The 24,865-nt window shown below is 65.2% G+C and carries 26 protein-coding genes and 1 pseudogene; 17 read left to right on the forward strand and 10 right to left on the reverse strand.

All coding sequences use genetic code 11. The features are described 5' to 3' along the window. Positions 1-705, reverse strand: a complete 705-nt coding sequence (locus F8237_RS01205) for a TetR/AcrR family transcriptional regulator C-terminal domain-containing protein (RefSeq protein ID WP_151642021.1) — start codon at positions 703-705, stop codon at positions 1-3. A gap of 344 nt (positions 706-1,049) precedes the next feature. Here F8237_RS01205 and rpsF point away from each other — a divergent pair, with 344 nt between their 5' ends. The 4 genes from rpsF to rplI all read left to right on the forward strand — a co-directional run bounded on the left by rpsF (position 1,050) and on the right by rplI (position 3,646). Next, complete coding sequence (rpsF, locus tag F8237_RS01210; protein WP_151642022.1) at positions 1,050-1,559, forward strand: 30S ribosomal protein S6; 510 nt, start codon at positions 1,050-1,052, stop codon at positions 1,557-1,559. Between the two features lie 5 nt (positions 1,560-1,564). Beyond that, positions 1,565-1,804, forward strand: a complete 240-nt coding sequence (gene rpsR / locus F8237_RS01215) for a 30S ribosomal protein S18 (protein ID WP_007592020.1) — start codon at positions 1,565-1,567, stop codon at positions 1,802-1,804. Positions 1,805-2,019: 215 nt separating this feature from the next. Beyond that, positions 2,020-2,997, forward strand: coding sequence for a YybS family protein (locus F8237_RS01220; RefSeq protein ID WP_151642023.1), 978 nt, complete (start codon positions 2,020-2,022; stop codon positions 2,995-2,997). Between the two features lie 46 nt (positions 2,998-3,043). Then, positions 3,044-3,646, forward strand: coding sequence for a 50S ribosomal protein L9 (gene rplI, locus F8237_RS01225; protein WP_151642024.1), 603 nt, complete (start codon positions 3,044-3,046; stop codon positions 3,644-3,646). Positions 3,647-3,682: 36 nt separating this feature from the next. Here rplI and F8237_RS01230 read toward each other — a convergent pair whose 3' ends face one another. The 4 genes from F8237_RS01230 to F8237_RS01245 form a co-directional block, all read right to left on the reverse strand. Continuing rightward, positions 3,683-4,150 (reverse strand): PaaI family thioesterase, encoded by a 468-nt coding sequence (locus F8237_RS01230; protein ID WP_151642025.1) that lies wholly within the window; start codon positions 4,148-4,150, stop codon positions 3,683-3,685. An 11-nt stretch (positions 4,151-4,161) separates the two neighbouring features. Next, positions 4,162-4,758 carry a TetR/AcrR family transcriptional regulator gene (locus tag F8237_RS01235; RefSeq protein WP_151642026.1) on the reverse strand — a complete coding sequence of 199 codons (597 nt, stop codon included), beginning with the start codon at positions 4,756-4,758 and terminating at the stop codon, positions 4,162-4,164. A 119-nt stretch (positions 4,759-4,877) separates the two neighbouring features. Continuing rightward, positions 4,878-5,826 (reverse strand): IS630 family transposase gene (locus F8237_RS01240; protein WP_151642027.1). Its coding sequence is split into 2 segments (ribosomal slippage): positions 4,878-5,489 and positions 5,491-5,826, totalling 948 coding nucleotides; the frame shifts between segments, so codons are not numbered across the junction. 90 nt (positions 5,827-5,916) lie between these two features. Continuing rightward, on the reverse strand, positions 5,917-6,927 hold the full coding sequence (locus F8237_RS01245; protein ID WP_162005831.1) for a hypothetical protein: 1,011 nt from the start codon (positions 6,925-6,927) through the stop codon (positions 5,917-5,919). 1,051 nt (positions 6,928-7,978) lie between these two features. Here F8237_RS01245 and F8237_RS01255 point away from each other — a divergent pair. After that, positions 7,979-9,487: a replicative DNA helicase gene (locus F8237_RS01255; protein ID WP_151642029.1), complete on the forward strand. Its 1,509-nt coding sequence runs from the start codon at positions 7,979-7,981 to the stop codon at positions 9,485-9,487. Between the two features lie 46 nt (positions 9,488-9,533). Continuing rightward, positions 9,534-10,811, forward strand: a complete 1,278-nt coding sequence (gene alr, locus F8237_RS01260; RefSeq protein ID WP_162006339.1) for an alanine racemase — start codon at positions 9,534-9,536, stop codon at positions 10,809-10,811. 142 nt (positions 10,812-10,953) lie between these two features. Here alr and F8237_RS01270 read toward each other — a convergent pair whose 3' ends face one another. After that, positions 10,954-11,175, reverse strand: coding sequence for a cysteine rich repeat-containing protein (locus tag F8237_RS01270; RefSeq protein WP_151642031.1), 222 nt, complete (start codon positions 11,173-11,175; stop codon positions 10,954-10,956). Between the two features lie 39 nt (positions 11,176-11,214). Between F8237_RS01270 and F8237_RS01275 the strand changes: the two genes are divergently transcribed. Next, entirely contained in the window at positions 11,215-11,985 is a 771-nt protein-coding gene (locus F8237_RS01275; RefSeq protein ID WP_151642032.1) for an exodeoxyribonuclease III, read from the forward strand. Positions 11,986-12,112: 127 nt separating this feature from the next. On the opposite strand, the gene F8237_RS01280 is transcribed toward F8237_RS01275, so the two are convergent. Together F8237_RS01280 and F8237_RS01285 are read right to left on the reverse strand one after the other, a co-directional pair. After that, positions 12,113-12,481 carry a GFA family protein gene (locus F8237_RS01280; protein ID WP_151642033.1) on the reverse strand — a complete coding sequence of 123 codons (369 nt, stop codon included), beginning with the start codon at positions 12,479-12,481 and terminating at the stop codon, positions 12,113-12,115. A 76-nt stretch (positions 12,482-12,557) separates the two neighbouring features. Next, positions 12,558-12,875 carry a hypothetical protein gene (locus F8237_RS01285; protein WP_151642034.1) on the reverse strand — a complete coding sequence of 106 codons (318 nt, stop codon included), beginning with the start codon at positions 12,873-12,875 and terminating at the stop codon, positions 12,558-12,560. A 175-nt stretch (positions 12,876-13,050) separates the two neighbouring features. On the opposite strand from F8237_RS01285, the gene F8237_RS01290 reads away from it, so the two are divergent. The 8 genes and pseudogenes from F8237_RS01290 (at position 13,051) to F8237_RS01325 (ending at position 19,176) form a co-directional block, all read left to right on the forward strand. Further along, positions 13,051-13,791 carry a FadR/GntR family transcriptional regulator gene (locus tag F8237_RS01290; RefSeq protein ID WP_151642035.1) on the forward strand — a complete coding sequence of 247 codons (741 nt, stop codon included), beginning with the start codon at positions 13,051-13,053 and terminating at the stop codon, positions 13,789-13,791. A gap of 21 nt (positions 13,792-13,812) precedes the next feature. Beyond that, positions 13,813-14,724, forward strand: a pseudogene (locus tag F8237_RS01295) (NAD(P)-dependent oxidoreductase); the annotation flags it as partial. Positions 14,725-14,734: 10 nt separating this feature from the next. Then, entirely contained in the window at positions 14,735-15,418 is a 684-nt protein-coding gene (locus F8237_RS01300) for an amino acid ABC transporter permease (protein WP_151642037.1), read from the forward strand. 7 nt (positions 15,419-15,425) lie between these two features. Further along, positions 15,426-16,094, forward strand: coding sequence for an amino acid ABC transporter permease (locus F8237_RS01305; RefSeq protein WP_167527456.1), 669 nt, complete (start codon positions 15,426-15,428; stop codon positions 16,092-16,094). A 1-nt stretch (position 16,095) separates the two neighbouring features. Further along, entirely contained in the window at positions 16,096-16,851 is a 756-nt protein-coding gene (locus tag F8237_RS01310; protein WP_151650424.1) for an amino acid ABC transporter ATP-binding protein, read from the forward strand. Between the two features lie 20 nt (positions 16,852-16,871). Continuing rightward, positions 16,872-17,666 carry a transporter substrate-binding domain-containing protein gene (locus F8237_RS01315; protein ID WP_151642039.1) on the forward strand — a complete coding sequence of 265 codons (795 nt, stop codon included), beginning with the start codon at positions 16,872-16,874 and terminating at the stop codon, positions 17,664-17,666. A gap of 66 nt (positions 17,667-17,732) precedes the next feature. Continuing rightward, on the forward strand, positions 17,733-18,179 hold the full coding sequence (gene rpiB / locus F8237_RS01320; RefSeq protein ID WP_151642040.1) for a ribose 5-phosphate isomerase B: 447 nt from the start codon (positions 17,733-17,735) through the stop codon (positions 18,177-18,179). Between the two features lie 271 nt (positions 18,180-18,450). Continuing rightward, complete coding sequence (locus F8237_RS01325) at positions 18,451-19,176, forward strand: sulfite exporter TauE/SafE family protein (RefSeq protein WP_151642041.1); 726 nt, start codon at positions 18,451-18,453, stop codon at positions 19,174-19,176. Between the two features lie 11 nt (positions 19,177-19,187). On the opposite strand, the gene F8237_RS01330 is transcribed toward F8237_RS01325, so the two are convergent. After that, complete coding sequence (locus F8237_RS01330; protein ID WP_151642042.1) at positions 19,188-21,257, reverse strand: putative bifunctional diguanylate cyclase/phosphodiesterase; 2,070 nt, start codon at positions 21,255-21,257, stop codon at positions 19,188-19,190. After that, complete coding sequence (locus tag F8237_RS01335) at positions 21,257-22,414, reverse strand: ABC transporter substrate-binding protein (protein WP_162005832.1); 1,158 nt, start codon at positions 22,412-22,414, stop codon at positions 21,257-21,259. Before F8237_RS01335 ends, F8237_RS01330 begins: the two co-directional genes overlap by 1 nt. A gap of 202 nt (positions 22,415-22,616) precedes the next feature. Between F8237_RS01335 and radA the strand changes: the two genes are divergently transcribed. Then, positions 22,617-24,065 carry a DNA repair protein RadA gene (gene radA, locus F8237_RS01340; protein ID WP_151642044.1) on the forward strand — a complete coding sequence of 483 codons (1,449 nt, stop codon included), beginning with the start codon at positions 22,617-22,619 and terminating at the stop codon, positions 24,063-24,065. A gap of 167 nt (positions 24,066-24,232) precedes the next feature. Next, positions 24,233-24,862, forward strand: a complete 630-nt coding sequence (locus tag F8237_RS01345) for a CvpA family protein (protein WP_151650425.1) — start codon at positions 24,233-24,235, stop codon at positions 24,860-24,862. Positions 24,863-24,865 lie beyond the last annotated feature (3 nt).

The following is a 24,865-nucleotide window of genomic DNA, read 5'->3' on the forward strand; positions in this document are numbered from 1 at the left end:
TCAACCCTCCTCATTCGAATTGCCTGATGCACCGCGCTCGTCGACGAGACGCAGGCGCGCAATGTCGCCGGCGGTCTTCGCCTGCTCGCCCAGCACGCGCAGCATCTCGGCACAGAGCGCCTCGGGCGAACGGCCCATGGCGTAGCCTTCGAGAATGATTCCGATGGCGACGGCCCAGAACCGCCGCGAGCTTTCGTCGGGCGCGCGCAGGGAGCGCCAGCCGTGGCGCGCGACCTGGCTCGCATAGGCGCGCGCGCCCTCGCTGTGCAGGCGCTCGATGGTGCGCTCGACCAGCGGCGCGAGATCCTGGCGGCGCCGCGTCAGCGCCAGCGCCTCGGCGAAGAAGGCGACCGAATCGCTCGCCGTCACGGTCTCGGCCAGCGCGCGCGTGTAGTCCCGTGGCGTATGCGCCTTCAGCGCCGCCTGTTCGGTCGCCCGCGCCAGATACAGCAGTTCGCGGCAGGCGCATTCCACGAACAGCGCCTCCTTGGTGCGGAAGTAATAGGTGATCTGGCTCGGGAACGCGTTCACGGCGGCCGCGATATCGGTGATCGCGGTCCCGGACAGCCCGCGCTCCCGGAACAGCGGGCTCGCCGCGTCCAGCAGCAGCGACCGCATCTTGCGACCGGCGGAGCGCGTGGCCCGCGCGGCATGCCTGGGGTCGCCAGCCGCCTCAAGCGGTTCATGGACCGGCTTTTTGGCCATTGTGTCCTCTACCTGATTTATTTGTATGCCGTACAAACAAATAAATCAAGCCGATGTGGTACTAGGGGATATAGGGGTGGCCGGGCCGCCGAGGGCGATCTGGACCGAAAACCCGCCCGGCAACCTTGCAAAGCCAGCCAAAATCCGTATAAGGCGCGCATCCGCAGACCCCGGCCGGGAGCTGAACGGACGGTCTCAGCAAATCATTCGTGATTTTGGTGTGGCAGGGCCAGTCGACCCGTCGTCCCGTGTTTCCGCCTTCTGAGCTTAATCCCAGAGTCCTTTCCGAAGGCCTCTTAAGGGCTTGACGCCGGGCGATGCGCCAACATGAGGAAAGGACTTCCATGGCTCTCTATGAGCATGTTTTTCTCGCGCGCCAAGACGCGAGCACGCAGCAGGTCGAAGAGCTGACTGCGCAGATGACCGGCATCGTCGAGGGTCTCGGCGGCAAGGTCACCAAGACCGAGAACTGGGGCGTTCGCTCCCTCACCTACCGCATGAACAAGAACCGCAAGGCGCACTTCGTGCTGCTCAACATCGACGCGCCGTCCGCGGCCATCGCCGAGATCGAGCGCCAGGAGCGCATCAGCGAAGACGTGATCCGCTATCTCAGCGTCCGCGTCGAAGAGCTCGAAGAAGGCCCGTCCGCGATGATGCGCAAGGCTGATCGCGACCGCGAGCGTGACGACCGCGGCGGCGGCTTCCGTGGCGATCGCGAAGGCGGTGGCTTCCGTGGCGACCGCGAGGGCGGTTTCCGTGGCGGTGATCGCGACGGCGGCGGCTTCCGCGGCGATCGCGGCCCGCGCCGTCCGCGCGACGAAGCTGAAACCACCACGACGACGGATGCGGAGTAAGATCAATGGCTGAAGCTGGTGCACGCCGTCCGTTTTTCCGTCGCCGCAAGAGCTGCCCGTTCACGGGCGCGAATGCTCCGAAGATCGACTACAAGGACTCCAAGCTCCTGATGCGTTACGTCTCCGAGCGCGGCAAGATCGTGCCGAGCCGCATCACCGCGGTGTCTGCGAAGAAGCAGCGTGAGCTCGCCCGCGCCATCAAGCGCGCGCGGTTCCTGGGCCTGCTGCCCTACGTCATTCGCTAAGGCGAATCCGGCCGGCGGCGACATCGCCGCCGGCCGCACACCAAAACGCGATGATGATTCATCGCGTTTTGGGTTGTCGTTTGAGCATGATCTATTCGGAAAACCGCTACACACTTTTCCGGATCATGCTTTGATCTCATAAGGCTTCCGGGTCGTCCGGTCGCCGATGGTTGGGGCGAGACGCCTCTAACCGCTCGAAGGGAGCGGGACAGCTGATGATGGCTTTTGGACTGATAGCCCTGATCGCCGGCGCTGCGTCGGCCCTGATGTTCGCCTCGATCGTTTCTGGCGCGCTGATCTCGCTCGTCCTGTTCTATCTCGCCCCGCTGCCGCTGATGGTCGCCGCGATCGGCTGGGGACCGCTTTGCGCCAGCGTCGGCGGCATCGCTGCCGCGATTGGCCTAGGCGCCCTGTTCGGCCTGCCCTACTGCATCATCTTTGCCGTCACCGTCGCACTGCCGGCCTGGTGGCTCGGCCATCTCGTGCTGCTGAGCCGGCCGGTAGGACCCGTCACGCCAGCCGCCGCCACCGAGCCGCCGGTGCAACCCGAGCTCGAATGGTATCCGGTCGGCCGCATCCTGCTGTGGATCGCGGGCTTCGCCACGCTGACCACGATCGCCGCACTGCTCACGCTCGGCACCGACGTCGAGACCATCACCGGCACGCTGCGGCGCGGGTTGATGCGCCTCCTCCGCGCCACCGATCCGCAGACATCAGGCGAAGTCAGCCAGTTCGTCGACGCGATGGTGCGCATCGCCCCGGGTGCCGCCACCATCGTCGCGATGATGACGCTCACGCTCAATCTCTGGCTCGGCGCCAAGATCACGGCGACGTCGGGCCGGCTGCTGCGTCCCTGGCCGGACATGATGACGGCGGAGCTGCCGCCGATGACGCTGGTCGGGCTCTGCGTCGCGCTCGCCTTCTGCTTCACCGGCGGGCTGCTCGCGATCGCCGCGCAGATCACCGCGGCGGCGCTGATGATGGGCTATGCGTTCACCGGCTTTGCCGTCCTGCATACGCTGACGCTGGCGCTGAAGAGCCGCACCTTCTGGCTCGGCTCGGCCTACGCCGTCGTCGTGGTGTTCGGCTGGCCGGTGATCGCGATGGTGATCCTGGGCATGGCGGACGCCGTGTTCGGTTTCCGCGAGCGCTTCCTGCGCAGCAGGCAGCCGCCGCCGCTGCCAACCGCTTGAGTTCAAGTTCGACAATCCACACTCAACACATCAAAGGAGAAAGAATATGGAAGTCATTTTGCTGGAACGCGTGAGCAAGCTCGGCCAGATGGGCGAAGTCGTGAAGGTCCGCGACGGTTACGCCCGCAATTTCCTGCTCAAGCGCGGCAAGGCGCTGCGTGCCACCGCCGACAACAAGGCCAAGTACGAAGGCATGAAGGCCGACCTCGAGGCTCGCAACCTTCAGTCCAAGGGCGAGGCGTCCAAGGTCGCCGAGAAGATCGAGGGCAAGAACATCATCGTGATCCGTCAGGCCTCGGAAGCCGGCCAGCTGTTCGGCTCGGTCAACGTGCGCGACATCGTCGTCGCGTTCGAAGCTGACGGCATCTCGCTGTCCCGCCCGCAGGTCCAGCTCGACGCACCGATCAAGGTCATCGGCAAGCGCTCCATCACTGTTGCCATCCACCCCGAGGTCGAAGTCCAGATCAGCGTCACGGTTGCGCGCAGCCAGGACGAGGCCGAGCGCATCAACCGCGGCGAGGACATCTCGACCCGCAACGAGGACCGCGATGCGGCCGCCGAGGCGATCGCCGCCGCCGGCGAGTTCTTCGATCCGGAAGCTCAGGGGGACGACGAGCCGGCCCCGGCTGCGGAAGAGACCGAGAAGTAAGCCTCGCTCAAACGCAGGCTGCGAAGCCCGGTCGCCTCAGGCGGCCGGGCTTTTCGTTTTGTCGGCGACGTCTTCGCTCAGCATCGCGATCGAGGCCAGCGCCGTTGCCGTGTGCTTCTCGACGCCGTCGCTGACGCAGAACACGTCCGCGGCGACAACGGAGACCTGGCGGCCCGGCTTGATCACCCTGGCCCGGCAGATCAGCTTCTCGCCCACCGCGGGCGACAACAGATTGAGCTTGTATTCCGCCGTCAGCGCCGGCTGGCCGCGCGAGGTCGCCGCTGCAATCGTCGTGGCGTTGTCGACCAGGAAGGCGGTGACGCCGCCGTGGAAAAAACCATGCTGCTGGAGCAGCTCCGGCCGGCGATCCACCGCGATCGTGCATTTGCCGCGCGCGAGGTCCGAGAGTTCGGCGCCGACCAAATTCATGAAACCTTGCCGGCCGACATTGGCGTGGATGCGTTCGGCTACGGCTGCGAATTCGGGATCAGCTTCGTTTCGCATGACACCTCTCCTTATCGTTTCCTGATGCGCTCGGGCGGCACCAGCGCGCGAGTGGCGCAGGCGACCAACGTGTCCGCTTCGGCACGCGGATCGGAGCGATCGCGCCCCGAGAGGAACGCGCGGCAGAAGATCTGCGCCGGGCCGATCAGCTGGCTGACGAACATCACGGGCGTCATCGGCAGCAGCTCGCCGCCGGCAACCAGCGGCGCGCGCCAACGCTCGATGCCCTCGGCGAGCCGCGCATTCTGCGCGCGCTGGGCATCTCGCACGTCCTCGCCCCATTCGCTGCGCGATATCTCGAAGAGATAGCGGGCCTCGCGCCGGCTCGAGGTGACCCACTCGAGATGTGCCCGGACCAGGCGATCAATGCCCTGCGCTGCATCAGGCACGGGATCGAGCGCGGCCAGTACCGCGGCGTGATAGTGCCTGAGCACCTCCAGGAAAAGCGCCCCCGCGAGCTCCTTCTTCGATCCGAAGGCATGAAAGAAGCTGCCGTTGGAGGCGCGCGCCCGGGTGCGGATCGCAGCCACCGTCGCGGCTTCGAAGCCAACGCGGTCGAATACGACAAGCCCGGCCGCCAACAGGTCCTCGCGCACGCTCGTCATCATCGATGCCTCCTAGAGTATTACTCTAGAGTAACACTCTACTCAGGGTCAAGACGATGCGAAGGCCGCGATCAGCGGCCCTCGCATTGTCGGTCGGAGAACGTGGCTTGGCCTAGAGCGTTTCATTTTTTGATGGAAGCGTATCCGGCGTTCGCGAAGTAGTTGCTGCATTCGCCGGGTAGAAGGCTTCTGACGAGATGGCCGATGTGGTCGCAGGCGTCGTCGATCGTGCGTTTCTGTGAGACGCGCATCCAATGCTTGATCTTGGCGAAGACTTGCTCGATCGGGTTGAGGTCCGGGGAGTACGGCGGCAGGTACCACAACCTTGCGCCGGCTTTCCGGATCATCTGCCGGACGGTCGGCGACTTGTGGCTACCGAGATTATCCATGACGACGATGTCGCCCGGTTTGAGCACTTTGACGAGTTGCTGTTCAACATAGGCGCGGAAGCTTTCGCCGTTGATCGGTCCGTCGAACACGCAAGGCGCAGTAAGCTGGTCAGAGCGTAGGGCACCCAGGAAGGTCAGGGTTCGCCAGTGACCGTGCGGCGCAAAGCCGCGTAACCGCTCGCCCTTGGATCCCCAGCCGCGCAGCGGGGCCATGTTGGTCTTGATCCAGGTCTCGTCGATGAACACCAGGCGGTTTGGATCGAGGCGATCCTGCAAGCTGCGCCAGCGCTGCCTGCGCCTCGCGACGTCAGCGCGGCCCTGCTCAAGGGCGAACAGTGTTTTTTTTGAAGCTGAGACCTTCGCGTCGCAGGAAGGTCCATACCGCATGGTGTGAGACCTTCACGCCTCGCGCGGCAAGTTCGTCCTTCAGCCCGTGCAGCGTTAGATGTGGCGTCTGCCTGATCCGCTCCACGATGAACGCTCGATGCGGCTCCAGAACCCGCTTACGGTGACCGCCCATCTTGCCCGGCGCCACCGAACCCGTCGCACGATAGCGCTGCCGCCACTTCACGACGGAAGACACTGCAACATCGAACCGGGCCGCCACAGCATGGCAACTCTCGCCGGATTCCACCGCCTTCACGGCTCGTTCACGAAGATCATTCGAAAGAGGTCGGACCATTCGATGCTGGCCTCCGATCCAGCCAACATCTTGAATCACAAACCGTCGCCCGACGGAATCCCTCCCGATTCAATTAATCGATGAACCGCTCTAGCGCGAAATCGGCGGCGCGGGTGGTCCCGACGACTCCGCCGGAGGCGAGGCTGCAGCAGTTGCCGGCGGCGCCGGTTCCGGCAGCTTGGCCGCCGGCTCGGGGGGCGCGACAGACGCGGCCGGCTTGGGAGCAGCCTCTTCCGCCGGCTTGGGCTCGGCGGGCTTGGGCTCGGCGGGCTTGGCGGCGGCCGGAGCTGCGGGCGTCACCTGCGGGACCGGATCGGGCCGCAGCGCGGGAGCTTCGCCGCTGCGCGGCTCGACCTTGGCGCTGTCCGGCTTGGTCTCAGCAGGCTTGGACTCGGAAGGCTTGGACTCAGCGGGCTTCTCGGCCGCCTTGGCGGTGTCGGGCTTGGCTTCGTCGCGTCCGGGCTCGACCTTCGCGGTCTCGGGTTTGGCCTCCGCCTTCGGCTCGCTCTTCTTGTCCTGAATGGCCGGCGCGGCGGCGTCGACCTTCGGCGCCTCCTCGGTCCCGGATTTGCCGCGGCGCTTGGCCTTGCGGCCTTCGGGCGCGGCCTCGGGCTTCGCGCCGTCCTTCAATCCTTCCTCGGCCGGCTGTGCAGCACGCTTCTGGCGCGCGCCCTCGGCGGCGGGAGCCGTGCCCTCGCCCTCCGGCTTGGCGGCGTCCTGCGATCGCTGGCGGCGGCCCTGATGCTCAGGCGCCTGCGCGGGATTGGTATTGGCTTCCTTGGCCCCGTCCTTCTTGTCCTTGCCGTCCTTGGCCTGGTAGCGGGTGTCGGTGGCGCCGTTGGAGACGAGGTAGGACGCCAGCACGCCGGCCATGTCGGAGCTGGTCGTGTAGTGCTGACGCAGGAAACCCGGCAGCGACCCAGGCGCGACTGTCTTCAGCAGCCCCCTCGGGCTCTTGTGGCAAACGTTGCAGGTCTGCGCGAACAGCTGGGATGGGGCCTTGCCGGCCTCGAGGTTCGTCGCTTGCGCAAGAGCGGAGTCGGTCGCGCCGAAGCCGATCAGAAGCACTACCGTCGCGAAGCTGAGCGCTCGGCTCGACATTCCCATCATCTCCATTGAACTTACGCGAATGCAGCCGGCATCCGGCGCGGCGGCGGTCACCTTTTAGCGGATTGAGCCGCGAATGGAAGCAGCCTCCATGCGCAAGGATGTGATTAAGCGGTTCTGGAATATCGGCTGTGAACACAGCGCAATAGCGCGGCAAATCGTTCGAGCGGCGGAAGCCTTACCCGACGGCGCGGCCTCGCCGGAAAGCGGCTCATCGTCGCTAGCCACGGTGCGGCGGCTGCCCAGCCGCGCCCGTTCGACGGCGGCTCCAAGCCGACGTGGGAAGGTAAATAAATCCCTAGTGACGTAGGGTGGAAAGCGGAAAAGACGCCGTCAGGGCCAAGTGCGCCCGCAACCGAACGAGGGTTTCGGCTCCAATCGGCTCGCGGCGGATCTCGGGCTGCTCGGCATATTGCATGGCAGCGATCAGCCCCGACAGCCAAAGCCGGCTGCCGGCCTCGCTTCGCCATATCTGGTGCTGCCGTTCTGGCCGCATTGCTTGCCTCGTCTCCCCGGTGGCGGGCCCTTTGGGTAATCCCCTGCCCACCTACCTGTTCCGACCGTACCCCCGAAAGAATCCGGGGAGATGTGATCTGTTTCACACAAGTCTTGTCGGGCCTGGCTTAGACCGTCGCCATGAGCAAGCAGAGCCAAACCTCATTCGACGTGCAGGACGACCTCCGCACCGATTACGCCCTGATCGCCACCGGCGTCGGAGCGGCCTTGGTCGCGCTGGTCTACCTCCTGCTGGTCTGAACCCGAGCCGAGAGCTCCCCGCGTGCGGCACTTCGCGCGCTTATCGATACGTCTGCGCGCCAATCCACCAGGTTCATGTCATCCGGATTTTTCCGCGGCGCGGTCGCGGCGCCTTGCGGCCGCGCGCGAGTTCCGTGAAAATCCGTCAAGCGTGGCGCGTGCTGCGGCTGCCAATCATCCACCATTTTAATGATCGGTTGATAGCGACCAGCTTTCACTTCCGCTTCGGCGTCAGTCGGCGCTTTATCCCGGCCCCGCATCCGCCCCAGAAAATTGCTATCGCTCGACCATGGCCCTCACTGATTCGAACGTCCTCAAGCTCGCGCCCGAGCCCGGAACTCCTGCCTACCGGAGTGCGCCGCATAATATCGAGGCGGAGCAGAGCCTTCTGGGCGCGATCCTGGTCAACAACGACGCCTTCTATCGCGTCTCCGACTTCCTGGAGCCGAAGCATTATTTCGAGCCATTGCATCAGACCATCTACGAGACCGCCGGCAGCCTGATCCGGATGGGCAAGATCGCCACGCCTGTCACGCTGAAGACGTTCCTCCCCGCCGACACCGACGTCGGCGGTATGACCATCGGGCAATATCTGGCGCGCCTCGCCGCCGAAGCGACCACCATCATCAACGCCCAGGACTACGGCCGCACCGTCTACGATCTGGCATTGCGCCGCGACCTGATCGGCATCGGCGAGGACATGGTCAATGTCGCCTATGACGCGCCGGTCGACTTCGCGCCGCGGGCGCAGATCGAGGACGCCGAGCGCCGGCTGTACGAGCTCGCCGAATCCGGCCGCTATGACGGCGGCTTCCAGAAGTTCTCGCAAGCGCTGGCGGTTGCCGTCGATCTCGCCGCAAAGGCGTTCCAGCGCGACGGCAAGCTGTCGGGCATCTCGACGGGTATGCGCGACCTCGACACCAAGATGGGCGGCCTGCAGCACTCCGATCTCATCATCGTGGCCGGACGCCCGGGCATGGGCAAGACGTCGCTGGCGACCAACATCGCCTACAACGTCGCGCAAGCCTATGTTCCCGAGATCCAGGCGGATGGCACCACGAAGGCCGCCAATGGCGGCGTGATCGGCTTCTTCTCCTGCGAAATGTCGGCCGACCAGCTCGCCACGCGTATCGTGGCCGAGCGCACCGGCATTCCCTCCTCCCACATCCGCCGTGGCGGCATCACGGAAGGCGATTTCGAGAAGATCCGCAACGTTTCGATCGAGCTGCAATCGCTGCCTTTCTATGTCGACGCGACCGGCGGCCTGTCGATCGCGCAGCTGATGGCGCGAGCCCGCCGGCTCAAGCGCCAGAAGGGCCTCGATCTCCTCGTGATCGACTACATCCAGCTGTTGTCGGGCTCGGGCAAGCGGAGCGACAACCGCGTCCAGGAAATCACGGAGATCACGACCAGCCTGAAAGCGCTGGCCAAGGAGCTCAACGTCCCTGTGATCGCGCTGTCGCAGCTCTCGCGTCAGGTGGAATCGCGCGACGACAAGCGGCCGCAGCTCTCCGACTTGCGTGAATCGGGCTCGATCGAGCAGGACGCCGACGTCGTGCTGTTCGTTTACCGCGAGGAATATTACCTCGCCATGAAGGAGCCGCGCCCGGGCACGCCTGAACACGAGAAGTGGCAGCTTGACATGAGTCTTGCGCACGGAAAGGCCGAAGTCATCATCGGCAAGCAGCGCCACGGCCCGACCGGCACCGTCGATCTGGCCTTCGAAGCCTCGGTCACGCGGTTCGGCGACCTCGCATCTGACGCTCAATTGCCGGATCGTAGCGGCAACGACTACTGAGTTCCTTGAACCAGGCCTGCCTCTTGCGTAAAACGGCGCCATGACAATGGCGTCCGACCCGAAAATGATCCCGCAATCCGGCCTCCTCTCCGCGGAGGCCAATCAGGCCGCCGCGCTCGCAGCCTATGGCGGCGTGCTCACCGTCGATCTCGACGCCATCATCGCCAACTGGCGCAAGCTCGAGAAGACGGCGGTGCCGGCCGAATGCTCGGCGGTGATAAAGGCCGACGCCTATGGCTGCGGCGCTGAGCAGGTCTCGCGGGCCCTCAGCAAGGCCGGCTGCAAGACCTTCTTCGTCGCCACCATCGAGGAAGCCCGCAAGGTGCGCGGGGCCGTGCCGGAAGCCGCAATCTATGTGCTCGGAGGCTATTTCCAGAACACCGGCGAACACTACGCCAGCATCAATTGCCGGCCGGTGATCGGCGATCTCAACGAACTCGCCGAATGGGACGTTTTCTGCCGCCGCACCGGCTGGAGCGGGGGCGCAGCGATCCACATCGACACCGGCATGAACCGGCTGGGGCTGACGCTTGCCGAAGCGCAGGCGATCATTCCCCGCATCAATGCCGGCGACCACGGCATCACGCTGGTCATGAGCCATCTGGTCTCGGCAGAACAGCTCAACAATCCCGTCAATGCCAAGCAGCTCGCAGCCTTCCGCAGCATCGCCAGCGAATTCTCCGGCGTGCCGGCAGCGCTTGCCAATTCGTCAGGCGTTTTCCTCGGCGCTCCGTTCCAGTTCGACCTGGTGCGGCCGGGCGCAGCGCTCTACGGCATCAATCCGACGCCGGAGGCTGACAACCCGATGCAGCCGGTCGTGGACCTCAAGGCGCGCATCGTGCAGATCCGCAACGTCGAGCGCGGCGAGACCGTCGGCTATGGCGGCACCTGGACGGCACGCAGGCCAACCAAGCTCGCGATCATCGCGGTTGGCTATGCCGACGGCTATTTCCGCGCCGCCAGCTCCAATGACGGCACCCGCGGCGCCGAAGTGATCGTCGCGGGCAAGCGCTGCCCGGTCGCGGGCCGCGTGTCCATGGATCTGATCGCGATCGACATCACCGACCTGCCGCCCAATGCGGCGCGGCGCGGCCATTTGGTGACGCTGATCGGAGAAGGCATCACCGTCGACGAGCTCGCGCATCATTTCGGCACCATCGGCTACGAGGTGCTGACCAGCCTCGGCCACCGCTACGCCCGAATCTACAAGGGCGGCAACGTGGTGGAGCCACTCGCAAAACCGGAGCCCGCGCAAGCCGCCGAGCAGCCGCCCGCCCCGCCGCCGATCGAGCAACCCGCGAACCCGCCGCCGCTGCCGTCCTGACGGAAGCGCGCGTGCCCCGGACGCAGCGCAGCGCTCCTTCAGCGGTGCGCTGCAGAGCCGGGGCCCATCTCTCAACAGTGTACAGTGTCGCCTTCTAGGTCCCGGCTCGCGCTACGCGCGTCCGGGACACGAGAGGGAAAGCCTACTTCTTCTTCCGGCCGTCGAGCGCCGTCTTGCAGGACTCGCTGAGCTGGTCGCGCTTGGCGTTGAGGCAGGCGATAATCTTGCCGCCGCCCGGCGCGATGCCGGCGCAGAATTTGTCATAGTCTGTCTTGCACGCACCGCGCGGATCGGACGATTGTGCCGAAGCCGCTCCGGAGATCGCGACAACGACGATGAAAGCCGCAAAGTTCAACTTGGACATTGGATCTCCGGTGACGGAAGGCAGAAGCGCTAGCTCTACATGAAGATTGCGACATTCAACATCAACAACATCAATCGCCGCCTGCCCAATCTGTTGGCATGGCTGCGCGCGGCAAAGCCGGATGTCGTCGCGCTTCAGGAACTGAAGGCAAGTGATGGCGAATTTCCGGCGGCCGCGATCGAAAAGGCCGGCTATGGCGCGGTCTGGTGTGGACAGAAAACCTGGAACGGCGTCGCCATCCTCGCCCGCAATGCGGAACCTGTGCTGACTCGCGATCGCCTGCCCGGAAAGCCTGACGATCACGAGGCGCGCTACATCGAGGCCGCGGTACGCGGAATCATCGTCACCAGCATCTATCTGCCGAACGGCAATCCGCAGCCAGGTCCGAAATTCGACTACAAGCTCGACTGGTTCGCGCGCCTCAAGCGCCACGCCAGGAGCTTCATCAAGCAGGACCTGCCCGTCGTGCTCGCCGGCGACTACAACGTCGCGCCTGATACGATCGACATCTATCCGACGCGCTCATGGGACAAGGATGCCCTGATCCAGCCCAAGAGCCGTGCGGCGTTCACCTCGCTCATCGAACAAGGCTGGTGCGATGCGATCCGCGAGCTGCATCCTCAGAAACGCATCTACACGTTCTGGGACTACAAGCGAAACCGCTGGCCGCGTGATGCGGGCCTGCGGCTAGACCATCTCCTGCTCAGCCCTGCCCTCGTCTCACGGCTGGCGAAAGCCGGAGTCGACAAGAAGGTTCGCGGCGAGGATGGCGCCAGCGATCACGCGCCGGCGTGGGTGGTGCTGAAGTAGCGTTGATCCTGCAGGGCTATCCCACCTCTTCTGTTTCTGCGGATACGACCGCGGTGGATTAAGCTCCGCTAATCCACCCTGCAAAATCTCGTACGGTCAACGCCCGCAATAGTCCTGCCCTACATGCTCACCACAAATTCCTGCCGTCGATCATGTTCACCGGCACGGCGTCGAGGTCGAAATCGTCGAACAGACGCGCGTTCACCGCGACCTTGGGATTGTCGAAATCGGGCTTGCCGCTCGACCAGTCCGGCGACTCCGAATAAGTGCCGCAGCCGCAGCTTGCGCAGAAATGATGTTTGACCGTGCGGCTGCCCCAGAGATAGGTCGCGACGTTGTCCGGCGGTGACAGCAGACGAAACTGCGCCGGGGTGTAATAAGCCCACAGCACGCCGCGCTTGGCGCAGAGCGAGCAGGTGCAGCGCGTCACGTTCGAAGGCGCCTCTGTCACCTCGAACACCGTCTCACCGCAATGACAGCTTGCCTCGATCGGCATGATCCGCTCTCCGTTTTGTCAGGAGATGGTCGTAGCCGGCCCCTGCTGCCAACATGCTGTCAGCAGCGACGGCTCGTCAGGAGGCCTCGTTCGCGGACAGCCGCTTGGCGTTCGCGGCGACATGCTCACGATAGCGCTGCACGACGGCCGCGGGCGTTGCGCCGGCAAGCAGGCTGGCGGTCGCCTCGAACGCCGCGGCGATCTTCTCGCTGACCATCAGCACGGCTTCGTGCCCGGCCGCCTCGTCGCCATGGCTGAGCTTCTCGCAGCGCAGCCGCACCACTTCGCCCGCCTCGAAAGCGAGCATCGCGCCGGCGTACCAGGGGAAACCGTTGTCTGATCCGCTCAGCACCGCATGGCGGTCGAGCGCGGAGAAGAACGAGTGATCGGGCATCGCAAGCTCACATTCTGACGGGCGCTCCGATCAATACGCTTCAAACTTGAAAGATCCGGCCGGGGAACCGGTCGGATTGGGCTCGCCTGCGACATCGGGCGTTAACCAAGGCCCTTGACGCGCCCGCTCTGGTTATCTTACTGGTCTGACCACGATCAGACCAAAAGAGACCGGGATGGAGCTCAAGCGAGCCGCTGAAGGCGAAAAGGGGTTCGAGAAGGTGTTCGCCTTCCTGCGCGAGCGCCTGCTTGCGGGCTCGCTGAAACCCGGCGACCGCCTGATCTCCGAGCGCGAGCTGGCAACGTTGCTCGGCGTCAGCCGGCCGATCGTCCGCGAGGCGCTGCGCGCCCTCACCGTGCTCGGCATCGTCGAGATCCGCGACCGCATCGGCACCGTGGTGACGCGGCCGGACGTCTCGGTGCTGAACGACTTCTTCACCTTCGCGCTCGCCCAGCAGGCGGACATGCTCGACGACGTCATGCAGGCGCGCGTCGCGATCGAATGCCAGGCGATCCGGCTTGCCTGCGAGCGCGCCAACATTGCCGATTTCGAACGGCTGCAGCGCGCGCTGGCCAAGATCGGCGACACCATCGACGAGGCCGACGCCGGCGGCATGGCCGACTTCGAATTCCACCGCGCCATCGTCGTGGCCTCGCATTCGGAGACCTTGACGGTCCTGCATGGTTCGCTGGCGGGTCTGCTGACGCATTCGCATCGCAGGCGCCGCGAACTGGTGCAGGCCTTCCCGTCGATGAAGACGTACCTGATCGACGACCACCGGCGCATCTTCGACGCGATCATCGCGCGCGACCCTGAGCGAGCGGATGCGACTCTGCGCAAGCATTTTGCCATCGGCGACGAATTCCGCAGGCGCGCCGTCGTCGGCGACATCGACAAGACCAGCGCTTCAGGCTGATCGCGGACTAACCAAAAAAAGTGGACGAACAACATGGGACGGAATGACAAGGGCAGCGTCGGCTTCATCGGCATCGGCACGATGGGCCGCGAGATGGTGCGCAACCTCCTGATGGCCGGCCACGCGGTTCGCGTTTTCGATCTGAACGAAGCCGCCCTGGCCGACAGCGTCAAGGAAGGCGCGGTTCGCGCCAACAGCCCGGCCGATGCCGCGCAAGGCGCCGACATCGTCATCACCATGCTGCCCGACACGCCTCATGTCGAGGCGACCGTTTACGGCGAGCACGGGCTGCTGAAGTCGCCGCCATCAGGCAAGCTCATCGTCGACATGAGCACGATCTCGCCGGTCGCGGTCCGCCGCATCCATGCCGACCTGCAAAAAATCGGAGTCAACTTCATCGACGCGCCGGTCTCCGGCGGCCCCGTGGGCGCCAAGAATGCCGCGCTCTCCATCATGGCCGGCGGCGATGGGAACGCCTTCGCGCAGGCCGAGCCGTTCTTCCGCGCGATGGGCACCACCATCACCCATGTCGGCGCGTCCGGCGCCGGGCAGACCGTCAAGCTCTGCAATCAGCTGATCTGCGGTATCAACATCCAGGCGATCTGCGAGGCGCTGGCGCTCGGGCGCGCGTCGGGCCTCGATCTCAATCTGCTGCGCCGGGTTCTGCTCGGCGGCTCCGCCGCCTCCTGGATGCTCGACAAGCTCGGCCCCGCGATGATCGCGGGCGACGTCTCCGCCGGCTTCCGGATCGATCTGCAGCTCAAGGACCTTCGCCTGGTGCAGGAGCATGCGCAGGCGCTGAGCGTGCCGCTGCCCGGCACGGCGCTCGTCACCAGCCAATATGTCGATGCCCGCGCGCATGGCGAGGGCAACAACGGCAACCAGGCGCTGTTCCGCGTGTACGACCGCATGACCAACCAGACCACCGGCTGACCCCGATACGATGAACCTCCAACTCGACTTCCCCGCAGTGCTGGAGCGTTGGCCGAATTTTCTCGGCGGCGCGGCGCTGACGCTGGAGTTGGCGGCTTTTGCGACCGTGCTCGGCGCCCTGTTCGGCACGCTCGCGGCCGTCGGCCGCGGCTCGCACAACGCACTGATCGCGGGCGCCTGCAAGGTCTACGTCGAAACGATCCGCAACACTCCGCTGCTGGTACAGATCTTCCTGGTCTATTTCGGCCTCGCCAGCCTGGGCCTGAAACTCTCGGCCTTCACCGTGGCGGTGGCCGCGCTGACAATCAATGTCGGCGCCTACACCGCCGAGATCATGCGCGCCGGCTTCGAGGCGATCCCGCGCGGACAGATCGAGGCCGCCGAAGGGCTGGCGCTGTCGCGCCTGCAGATCTACTGGCACATCATTTTGCTGCCGGCGATCGAGAAGGTCTATCCGGCGCTGACCAGCCAGTTCGTGCTGTTGATGCTGGCCTCCTCGGTCTGCTCGCAGATCTCGGCCGAGGAGCTCACGGCGGTCGCCAACTACATCCAGTCGGACACCTATCGCGCGTTCGAGACCTACATCATCGTCGCCGTGCTCTACATCATCCTGTCGCTGGTGATGCGCGCCGGCTTCTGGGGCCTCGGCCTCGTGCTGTTCCCGCGCCGTCGCCGGCTCGGCACGCCGTTGTGAGATGACCATGGGCGGACATCTCAACATCAATCATCTGATGTTCCTCGGCCAGGGCGCGCTGTGGACGATCGGGCTATCCGTGATCGCGCTGATCGGCGGCGGCATCGTCGGCTTCGGGATTGCGCTGGCCCGCATCTCGCCGCTCAAATCGGTGCGGATCGCCAGTGCCGTCTATGTCCAGCTCATCCAGGGCACGCCGCTGCTGGTCATCCTGTTTCTCGGCTATTTCGGCCTCGCCGCGATCGGCCTCAAGGTCTCCTCGCTCACGGCCGCTGGCGCCTCGCTCACGCTCTACGTCGCCGCCTATCTCGGCGAGATCTGGCGCGGCTGCATCCAGTCCGTGCCAAAGCCGCAATGGGAGGCCGCCGAAGGCCTCGCCCTGAGCCGGACCCAGCGCATGATGAAGGTGATCCTGCCGCAGGCCATCCGCATCGCGACGCCGCCCACCGTCGGCTTCATGGTGCAGATCATCAAGAACACCTCGCTCGCTTCCGTCGTCGGCTTCGTCGAGCTGATGCGCTCGGGCCAGATCGTCAACAACTCGCTGTTCGAGCCGTTCGCCATCTACGCCATCATCGCCGTCACCTATTTCGCCATGTGCTATCCCCTCTCCCTGTTCAGCCAGAAACTGGAACGGCGGATGGGGCGTGGCAGGTCCAACCTCGCACCAGCCTGATATGCAGCAAAACCCCTCCTCCGAACCGATCGTGTCGCTTCGCGACGTGCAGAAGAGCTTTGGCCCGCTCCTTGTGCTCGACGGCGTCTCCTTTGCCGTCGAACGCGGCGAGGTGCTGGCGCTGATCGGCCGCTCCGGGTCCGGCAAGAGCACGGCGCTGCGCTGCATCGACCGCTTCGAGAAGGTCGACGGCGGCGAGATCGTCGTTTGCGGACATCGCGTCGACCGCCCTGACGTCGACCTGCGCGCGCTCCGCCAGGACGTCGGCATCGTATTCCAGAGCTACAATCTGTTTCCGCATCTCACCATCGAGCAGAACATCACGCTGGCGCCCTGCGCCGTGAAGGGCATGGCGACGTCGCAAGCGAAAGATCTCGCGCGAAAAGTGCTGGCGCAGGTCGGGCTCGAGGAGAAGCTGCACGCCTACCCGGAGCAACTTTCCGGCGGCCAGCAGCAGCGCGCCGCGATCGCCCGATCGCTCGCCATGCAGCCGAAGGTCATGCTGTTTGACGAGGTCACCTCCGCACTCGATCCGGAACTCACCGGCGAAGTGCTCAAGGTGATCGAGCAGCTCGCCGCCGACGGCATGACCATGGTGATGGTGACCCACGAGATGGGCTTTGCCAAGGGCATCGCCGACCGGATCGTCTTCATGCATCGCGGCAAGGTTCACGAGACCGGGCCTGCCTCGATCCTGACGTCGCCGACGACCCCCGAACTCACGCAATTCGTGGGTACGGGAAACTTAAAATCATAACAGGGAGAGGAGAACCAAGGATGACAAAGAAGACATTGCTGGGAGCTGCCGCCGCGCTGTGCGGCCTCGTCATGATGGCCGCGACGCCGGCATCGGCCGATCTGCTCGACGATATCACGCAGGCCAAGAAGATCCGTATCTCGACGGACCTCGCCATCCCGCCCTCGGGCATGATGGACTCCAGCATGAAGCCGACCGGCTCCGACGTCGAGGTCGCACAGCTGCTCGCCAAGGACTGGGGGTTCGAGCTCGAATTCATCCAGACCACCGGCGCAACCCGCATCCCGAACGTCTTGACCGGCAAGGCCGACATCATCATCTCGACCCTGTCGGTGACGCCCGACCGCGCCAAGGTGATCGACTTCACCAAGCGCTATGCCACGCTGCAATCCGACGTCGGCTGCCTGAAATCCTCGACGGTCAAGGACTGGCCCGACCTCAAGGACAAGTCGATCGGCGTCTCGCGCGGCACCACCCAGGACACCACCCTGTCCAACATGAAGGACAAGGACCTCAAGATCTCCCGCTACGATGACGACGCCACCATGGTGACGGCGGCCGTGTCCGGCCAGGTCGACTGCGTCGCCTCGTCCGCGACGATCATCAACCAGATCGGCGTGAAGAATCCCTCGCGCGTGTTCGAGTCCCGGATTCCGCTGGCGACCTTCGACCTCGCCATCGGCCTGAAGAAGGGCGAGCAGCGCCTGATGGACAAGCTCAACGCCTGGATCACCGAGAACGTCAAGAACGGCAAGCTCAACGCGATCTACAAGAAATTCCACGGCGTCGAGCTGCCGCCCGACATGCGCAGCTGAAACCACCAAACATCGTGACAGCCGCACGCGGCTGTCACGACCCTGCAAAATCAAGAAGGAACTCACATGCGTCTCGTCATCGGATCCGACCACGCCGGCTGGCCGCTCAAGCAGACCGTCATCGACCATATCCGCAAGCTTGGCCATGACGTCGTCGACGTCGGCTCCTATGACGACAAGCCGGTGGACTTCCCCGACATCGCGCGCGCCGTGGCGCAGAAGGTGACCTCGGGCGAAGCCGCCCGCGGCATCATGGTCTGCGGCACCGGCGTCGGCGCCTCGATCGCCGCCAACAAGATGAAGGGCATCCGCGCCGCGGTCTGCCACGACATCCACTCCGCCCATCAGTGCGTCGAGCATGACGACGTCAACGTCATGTGCATCGGCGCGCAGATCGTCGGCGCGTGGCTTGCCGTCGATCTCGTCTCCTCCTATCTCTCCGCCGAATTTTCGACCGATGAGGATTTCCGCCGCCGCGTCGAGAAGCTGCGCGTGATGGACGAGCAAGGCTGATGGCCTGCCGAATAGCAGCCTGGAAATAGTTGTGCGCCTGAAGCCGCGGTCTCGTGCCCCGGACGCAGCGCAGCGCTCCTTCAGCGGTGCGCTGCAGAGCCGGGGCCCATGCTGCAACGGAACACGCGGCCTGCTGGCTCCCGGCTCTGCGCAGCAACGCTACGCGCTGCAGCGCGTCCGGGACACGGAGAGCGACCGTGGAACAAGGATACCGCCATTCACGCACGCCCCCTGCTCCGGCTAGACTGCTCCGATTCCCGGAGCCCCGCGCTTGGCCTTTCTGTTCGTCCTCACCGTCGGCCTGCTCGCCGGCACCATCTCAGGCATCGTCGGCACCGGATCGTCGATCATGCTGATGCCGGTGCTTGTCTATGCCTATGGGCCGAAAGAGGCCGTGCCGATCATGGCGGTCGCCTCCGTCATGGCGAATTTTTCGCGCATCCTGGCCTGGTGGCGCGAGGTCGACTGGCGGGCCTGCGCGGCCTATTCGGTGACGGGCATTCCAGCGGCGGCACTCGGCGCCCGCACCTTGCTCGCCCTGCCCTCGCATGCCGTCGATCTCGCCATCGGCAGCTTCCTGATTGCAATGGTGCCGGTACGGCACTGGCTGGCGCGGCACGATCTCAAGGCCAACCTCTGGCACCTCGCCATCGGCGGCGCGATCATCGGCTATCTCACCGGCATCGTGGTCTCGACCGGCCCGCTAAGCGTGCCGCTGTTCCTGTTTTACGGGCTCAGCAAGGGCGCATTCCTCGCCACTGAAGCTGCCTCTTCGCTCGGGCTCTACTTCGCGAAATCCGTGACCTTCGAGCGCTTCGGCGCGCTGACCGGCGACGTCTTCGTCAAGGGCCTGGTTGCAGGCTCCTCCCTGATGTCGGGCGCCTTCATCGCCAAACGCTTCGTGCTGCACCTGAAGCCGGAGATGTTCCGCCTGGTGATGGACGCGATCATGATCGCGGCCGGGCTGTCCATGCTCTGGAATGCGGCGCAGACGTAATCGCGGCGTGCTCAGGCGGCAAATTCAGGCGCGATCGGCGGGCTCTCCGCAAGGATGCGGCTTTCGGGCACCGCCTGTCCCTCGAGCCATTGCAGCACGGCCTCGAGCGGCTGCGGCCGCTGATAGAGAAAGCCCTGCCCGAGCGTCACGCCCATCTCGCGCATGGCCTGCGCCTGCTCGGCCCGCTCGATGCCTTCGGCGACCAGTGTCAGCCCCAAAGTGCCGGCGAGCGATGCTATGACAGCGACGATCGCCTGGTCTTCCGCGCTGCCTGGAATCTCGCTGATGAAGGCCTTGTCGATCTTGACCCTGTCCAGCGGGAAGCGCCTGAGATGGGCGAGCGAGCTGTAGCCGGTGCCGAAATCGTCGAGCGCGATGGTCGCGCCGAGGCGCCGCAGGCGGTGCAGCGTCTCGGAAGCGCTGGCGATGTTGTTTATCAGCGAGCCCTCGGTGATCTCGAGCTCCAGTGACGAGGGCGCAACATCGAAGCGCGCACAGGTCTCGCGCAGCTCGGTGGCGAGCGAATGATCGGCGAGCTCGGACGGCGGCAGGTTGATCGCGATCCGGATCTGCGGCCTGCCCGCGGACGCGAGGCGCTGCAGCGCGCGGCAGGCATCGGTCAGCACATAGCGCGTCAGCCGCGCATTGTTGCCGCTGCGCTCGATCAGCGGCAGGAATTCGCCGGGGCCGATCACGCCATGCTCGGGATGACGCCAGCGAATGAGCGCCTCGAGGCCGACGACGGCCTGGCTCTCCAGATCGACCAGGCTCTGATACCAGACCTCGAATTGCCCCTCGGCGAAACCCGTTGGAATGGCGAGTTCGAGATCGCGGCGACGGCGGTAGTCGCGCTGCAGCGCTTCGTCGAGCACCGCGACGGTGCCGGGCGCCTTGCTCTTGGCATGATAGAGCGCGATGTCGGCGAGCGCCGGCAGGTGCGAGAGCTCGGGATCGCCGGCGCGGCGCACCGCAAGGCCGATGCTGGCGCGCGGAATGACCTGCTTGTCGTGCAGCCGGATCGGCTCGGAGATGGCATCCAGCAACTGGCGCGCAAACGCCTGCGCGGTCGCTGCGTTGCTGACCTCGGGACGGATGACGACGAATTCGTCGCCGCCGAGCCGCGCGACCCAGTCCTGCGGCTCGACCGCCTCACGCAGGCGTTCGGAGATGTGCACCAGGAACTTGTCGCCGGCATCATGGCCGAAAGTGTCGTTGATGCCCTTGAAGTCGTCGAGATCGATGAAGCAGAACGCGATCAGGGAATCCGGCGAGCCGGCATCGTTGCTCAAGGTCACGAGCCGCTCGGACAGCGAGCGGCGATTGGGCAGCCCCGTGAGCGGATCGTGCGAGGCCATGTGACCGAGCCGGTCGAGCGCACCCGACGTGGTGTGCTGCATGGAATTGAAGGCACGCGCGAGCTGGCCGAATTCGTTCGAGGATTTGATGTCGGCCGGATAGGCGCGGCCGTCCTGCTTGCTGCGCTGGATCGCGGACATGATCGCGGCGAGCGGCTTGCCGATGAAGATGTCGGCCGAAATCCGCAAAGCGACCACGGTTGCGAGCGTTGCGAGCAGGCCGACGACGATCAGCAGCATCAGCTGGCTGCTGGTGTCCGTATAAACGGTCGCATAGGAATAGGCGATCGCGATGCGGCCGGCCTGAACGGCGATGTTGCCGTTGCGGTAGTTGATCGGACGCGACACTTCCGCGACGGACTGATCCGACGGACGCGCCACCACGCGAGCGATCGCGACGCCGGTGTCGTCGTAGACCGCAGCCGCGGCAATGGTCTCGTCGTGCATGATCTCGTTGAGCACGCTCGTGACCTGGTCGTAACGCATTTTCCAGAGCGGCTCGGCGATCAGCTCGGCGCGGCTCTCGGTGACGCGGGCAATGCGGGCGTCCAGCTGCCTGATCTGCGACCAGAAGCTCGAGACCTCGACGCCGGCGGAGGCGAGCAGCTGCACCACCAGCAGCACCGGCACCGTGGCCCAGATCATCGACCGGACCACCGAGCGGGGGCGCGAGGGCGCCGGCGGCTCGTTGCGACCCGGATCGGTCATGTCGTTATCGTTTCGCATCAGTCAGCCACACCTTCCAGGGGCGCCAACGACGAGATCAGCGCATCGCTGGAGAAATCGTAATGGCCGCAGCGTCCTGCCTTCGACCTGAACCGCGTGAAGTCGATCCGGTCGAAGGCACGGGTCTTGATGAGGTCGCCAACCGCGACAAGGTTGGCGCGGGTGACCGCAGACGTCTTGACCTCGATATAAGGAGAAGCCTCCGCGAAATCGCAGCCATCGGCATAGTCGCGCAAGAGCACGACCGACCAGCCGCCGAGCAGGAAGTGGCCGCCGTCGGTCGAGAGCAAACGGCCCGCCCTGATCGCGCGCAGCGCGTCCTCCGACCAGTTGAGGCCGACCACCTGGATGTCCTGACCGGGCGCAAGGCCCGCCGTCGTCGAGGCCTTGATCGCTCCCAATGCCATCGGGTCGTTTCCGGCCCAGATGCCGGCGGGCCGAATTCCCTTGCGCGAGGCCCAGCTCAGGTAATTCGCCGTGACCTCCTCGGCCTCGGATTGCGTCCAGTTGGCGAACAGCATCCGGTCCACCACCACATCGGGCGCGGCGGCGACCGCAAGCTGGAGGCCGGCATTGCGGGCGATCGATGCCGGCGTGATCTCGTCGCCACCGATGGCGAGGAGGTGGATCTTGCCGTCGGAACTCTGCCATTTCTCGGCACGCGCCGCGCGGATCAGGGCATTGGCCATTCGCGCGCCCGCGGTCTGAAGATCAGTCGTGATATCGCCGAGCCAGGTCTTGAGCGTCCGGCGTGGCGGTCCGAGACGCGCCGCATCATCGCCGATCAGCGTGCTCGACAGCAGCAGCGTCTTGACGCCGGCAGCCTCGGCCGCCTCCAGGATTTTGACGGCGGCGGATTCCTCGTTCACGAGAATGAGGAAGTCGGGCTTGTCGGCCCGTGCGATCACGCCGAGCCCCAGCTCCCGCATGTTGCGGTAATTGCGCTCGCTGGTAAGTACCTCGACATGCGCATTCAGCTTGCGGCCGGCCGCCTGCATGGTCTGCGCGACCATGTCCCAATGGACCTCGCCGGTCTTGCCGGGATTGACGAAGACGATATTGAGAGGCTTGGCATCGGCGGCAACGGCACGGCTGGCCGGCGCGAAAACGCCGCAGGCCATGCCCGCAGCGAGCAATATGCGCAAGAATGCCGTCATCGTCTTAGCCACCCTGTATTGGTTCCGAAACTGGACCCGCGTCCGCTAACATTTGGCAAAGTCCGGCGCGGCGCGGTGACGTAGACCTAACAAAAGGTGTATCTGCCGCACCGAATTGCGTTCATTGGGGCACCGTCGGATGCCCTCGCTGCCCGTCATTCCGTGCTATCAGCAACCCCGAGATTCCCGACTCGTTGTCCCCATGGCCAAGAACACGCTGTCTTTCGTCTGCCAGAACTGCGGCGCGGCCTATAACCGCTGGCAGGGCAAGTGCGAGTCCTGCGGCGAGTGGAATACACTCGCCGAGGAAGACACGACCGGCAGCGTGCCGGTCTCGATCCGCTCCAAGCGCAAGGGCCGGACGTTTGCACTGGAGAGCCTGTCGGGAAAGACTCAGGACGCGCCGCGCCTGTCCTCGGGGATGACCGAACTCGACCGCGTCACCGGCGGCGGCTTCGTCCGCGGTTCGGTGCTGCTCGTCGGCGGCGATCCCGGCATCGGCAAATCGACGCTGCTGACGCAGGCAACGAGCCTGATGGCGCGCGCCGGCCACCGCATCGTCTACATCTCCGGCGAAGAAGCCATTGCCCAGGTGCGGCTCCGTGCCGAGCGGCTCGGCCTGTCGGATGCACCGGTGCAGCTCGCGGCCGAGACCTCGGTCGAGGATATCGTCTCGACGCTCTCTGAAGGCGCGGTGCCGCGGCTGATCGTGATCGACTCGATCCAGACCATGTGGACCGACACGGTGGAATCAGCGCCCGGCACCGTCACGCAGGTGCGCGCCTCGGCGCAGGCACTGATCCGGTTTGCCAAGAAGACCGGCGCCGCCATCATCCTGGTCGGGCATGTCACCAAGGACGGGCAGATCGCCGGCCCCCGCGTCGTCGAGCATATGGTCGACGCGGTCATGTCCTTCGAGGGCGAAGGCTCGCAGCAATTCCGCATCCTCCGCTCGGTCAAGAACCGTTTCGGCCCGACCGACGAGATCGGTGTGTTCGAGATGACCGGCCTTGGCCTGCGCGAAGTCACCAATCCTTCCGAGCTATTCCTGTCCGAGCGCGATCTCGGCACGCCCGGCACCGCGGTCTTTGCAGGCATCGAGGGCACGCGGCCCGTTCTGGTCGAATTGCAAGCATTGGTGGCCCCGACCTCACTTGGTACACCGCGGCGTGCGGTGGTCGGCTGGGATCAGAGCCGGCTCTCCATGGTGCTGGCGGTGCTGGAGGCCCATTGCGGGGTCAAGCTGTCCGGCCACGACGTCTATCTGAACGTCGCGGGCGGCTTGCGTATCCACGAGCCAGCGGCCGATATGGCCGCCGCCGCCGCGCTGGTTTCCTCGCTGGTTAATGCGCAGTTACCCAGCGACGCGGTCTATTTCGGCGAGATTTCGCTCTCCGGTGTCATTCGTCCGGTTGCGCAGACCCCGGCTCGGCTGAAAGAAGCGGCCAAGCTCGGCTTCAAGCGCGCCGTGCTGCCCGAATCGGCCCGGGGCGGCGATGCCGGCGGCGACGCCGGACTGTCCCTGAACGCGGTCAACAGCCTGACGACCCTGGTCGCCGAGATCGCCGCCCGCGGCTCCCGCCGCGGCGAACAGAACCCGCCGGCAGAGAAAAATGCCACACCGGCAAGATTCCGCCGCGGAGAGGGTTAGCTGGAGGTGACGTCCCCCGTCCCCGCCGCTATACAGCCGTCACAAAAGCAGCATGGGATTGCGTGGTTGCGGCCTTGCCGGGAACGCCGTCTGGCCCTCAGTTAGGGCGGCGGCCAAGCACCGATTCGCTGAGCACCTTTGAGAGTACGAGCGGACCAGACCAGCCGATGCCAGTAACCATCCTCGACCTGATCCTGCTCGGTGTGATGCTGATCTCGGGCCTGCTCGCGATGGTCCGCGGCTTCATGCGCGAAATCCTGTCGATCGCGGCCTGGGGCGCGGCGGCGATCGTAACGCTCTACTCGTTCTCGAAGCTGCTGCCGACCGCAAAGACCTATTTCAACAACGACACGGTCGCCAGTGTGGTCGTGGTCGCCGGCGTGTTCGTCGGTACCCTGGTCGTGGTCTCCGTGATCACGGTCCGGATCTCCGACATGATCCTGGATTCGCGCATCGGCGCGCTGGACCGCACCCTCGGCTTCCTGTTTGGCCTCGCTCGCGGGCTTTTGATCGTCGTGGTCGCCTTCCTGTTCTTCACCTGGCTTGTTCCGGACAAGCAGCGCCCGGACTGGGTCACGGGGGCCAAATCCCGCGTGGTGCTGCAGGGAACCGGGGATTGGCTGCTGGCCCTCTTGCCGGATGACCCCGAGAACACCATCTTGAAGAGATTCAAGAAAAACAAACCAGATGATGATCAAGCTGATTCCGAGCAGCAGCCTTCGGGCACTGCCGACGGATACAGCAAACCTGCTCGTGACAGCCTGAAGAAGCTGATCGAGAAACCTGCGGCGCGTTGATTA

The sequence above is a fragment of the Bradyrhizobium betae genome (assembly GCF_008932115.1).
GTDB classification, from domain to species: domain Bacteria; phylum Pseudomonadota; class Alphaproteobacteria; order Rhizobiales; family Xanthobacteraceae; genus Bradyrhizobium; species Bradyrhizobium betae.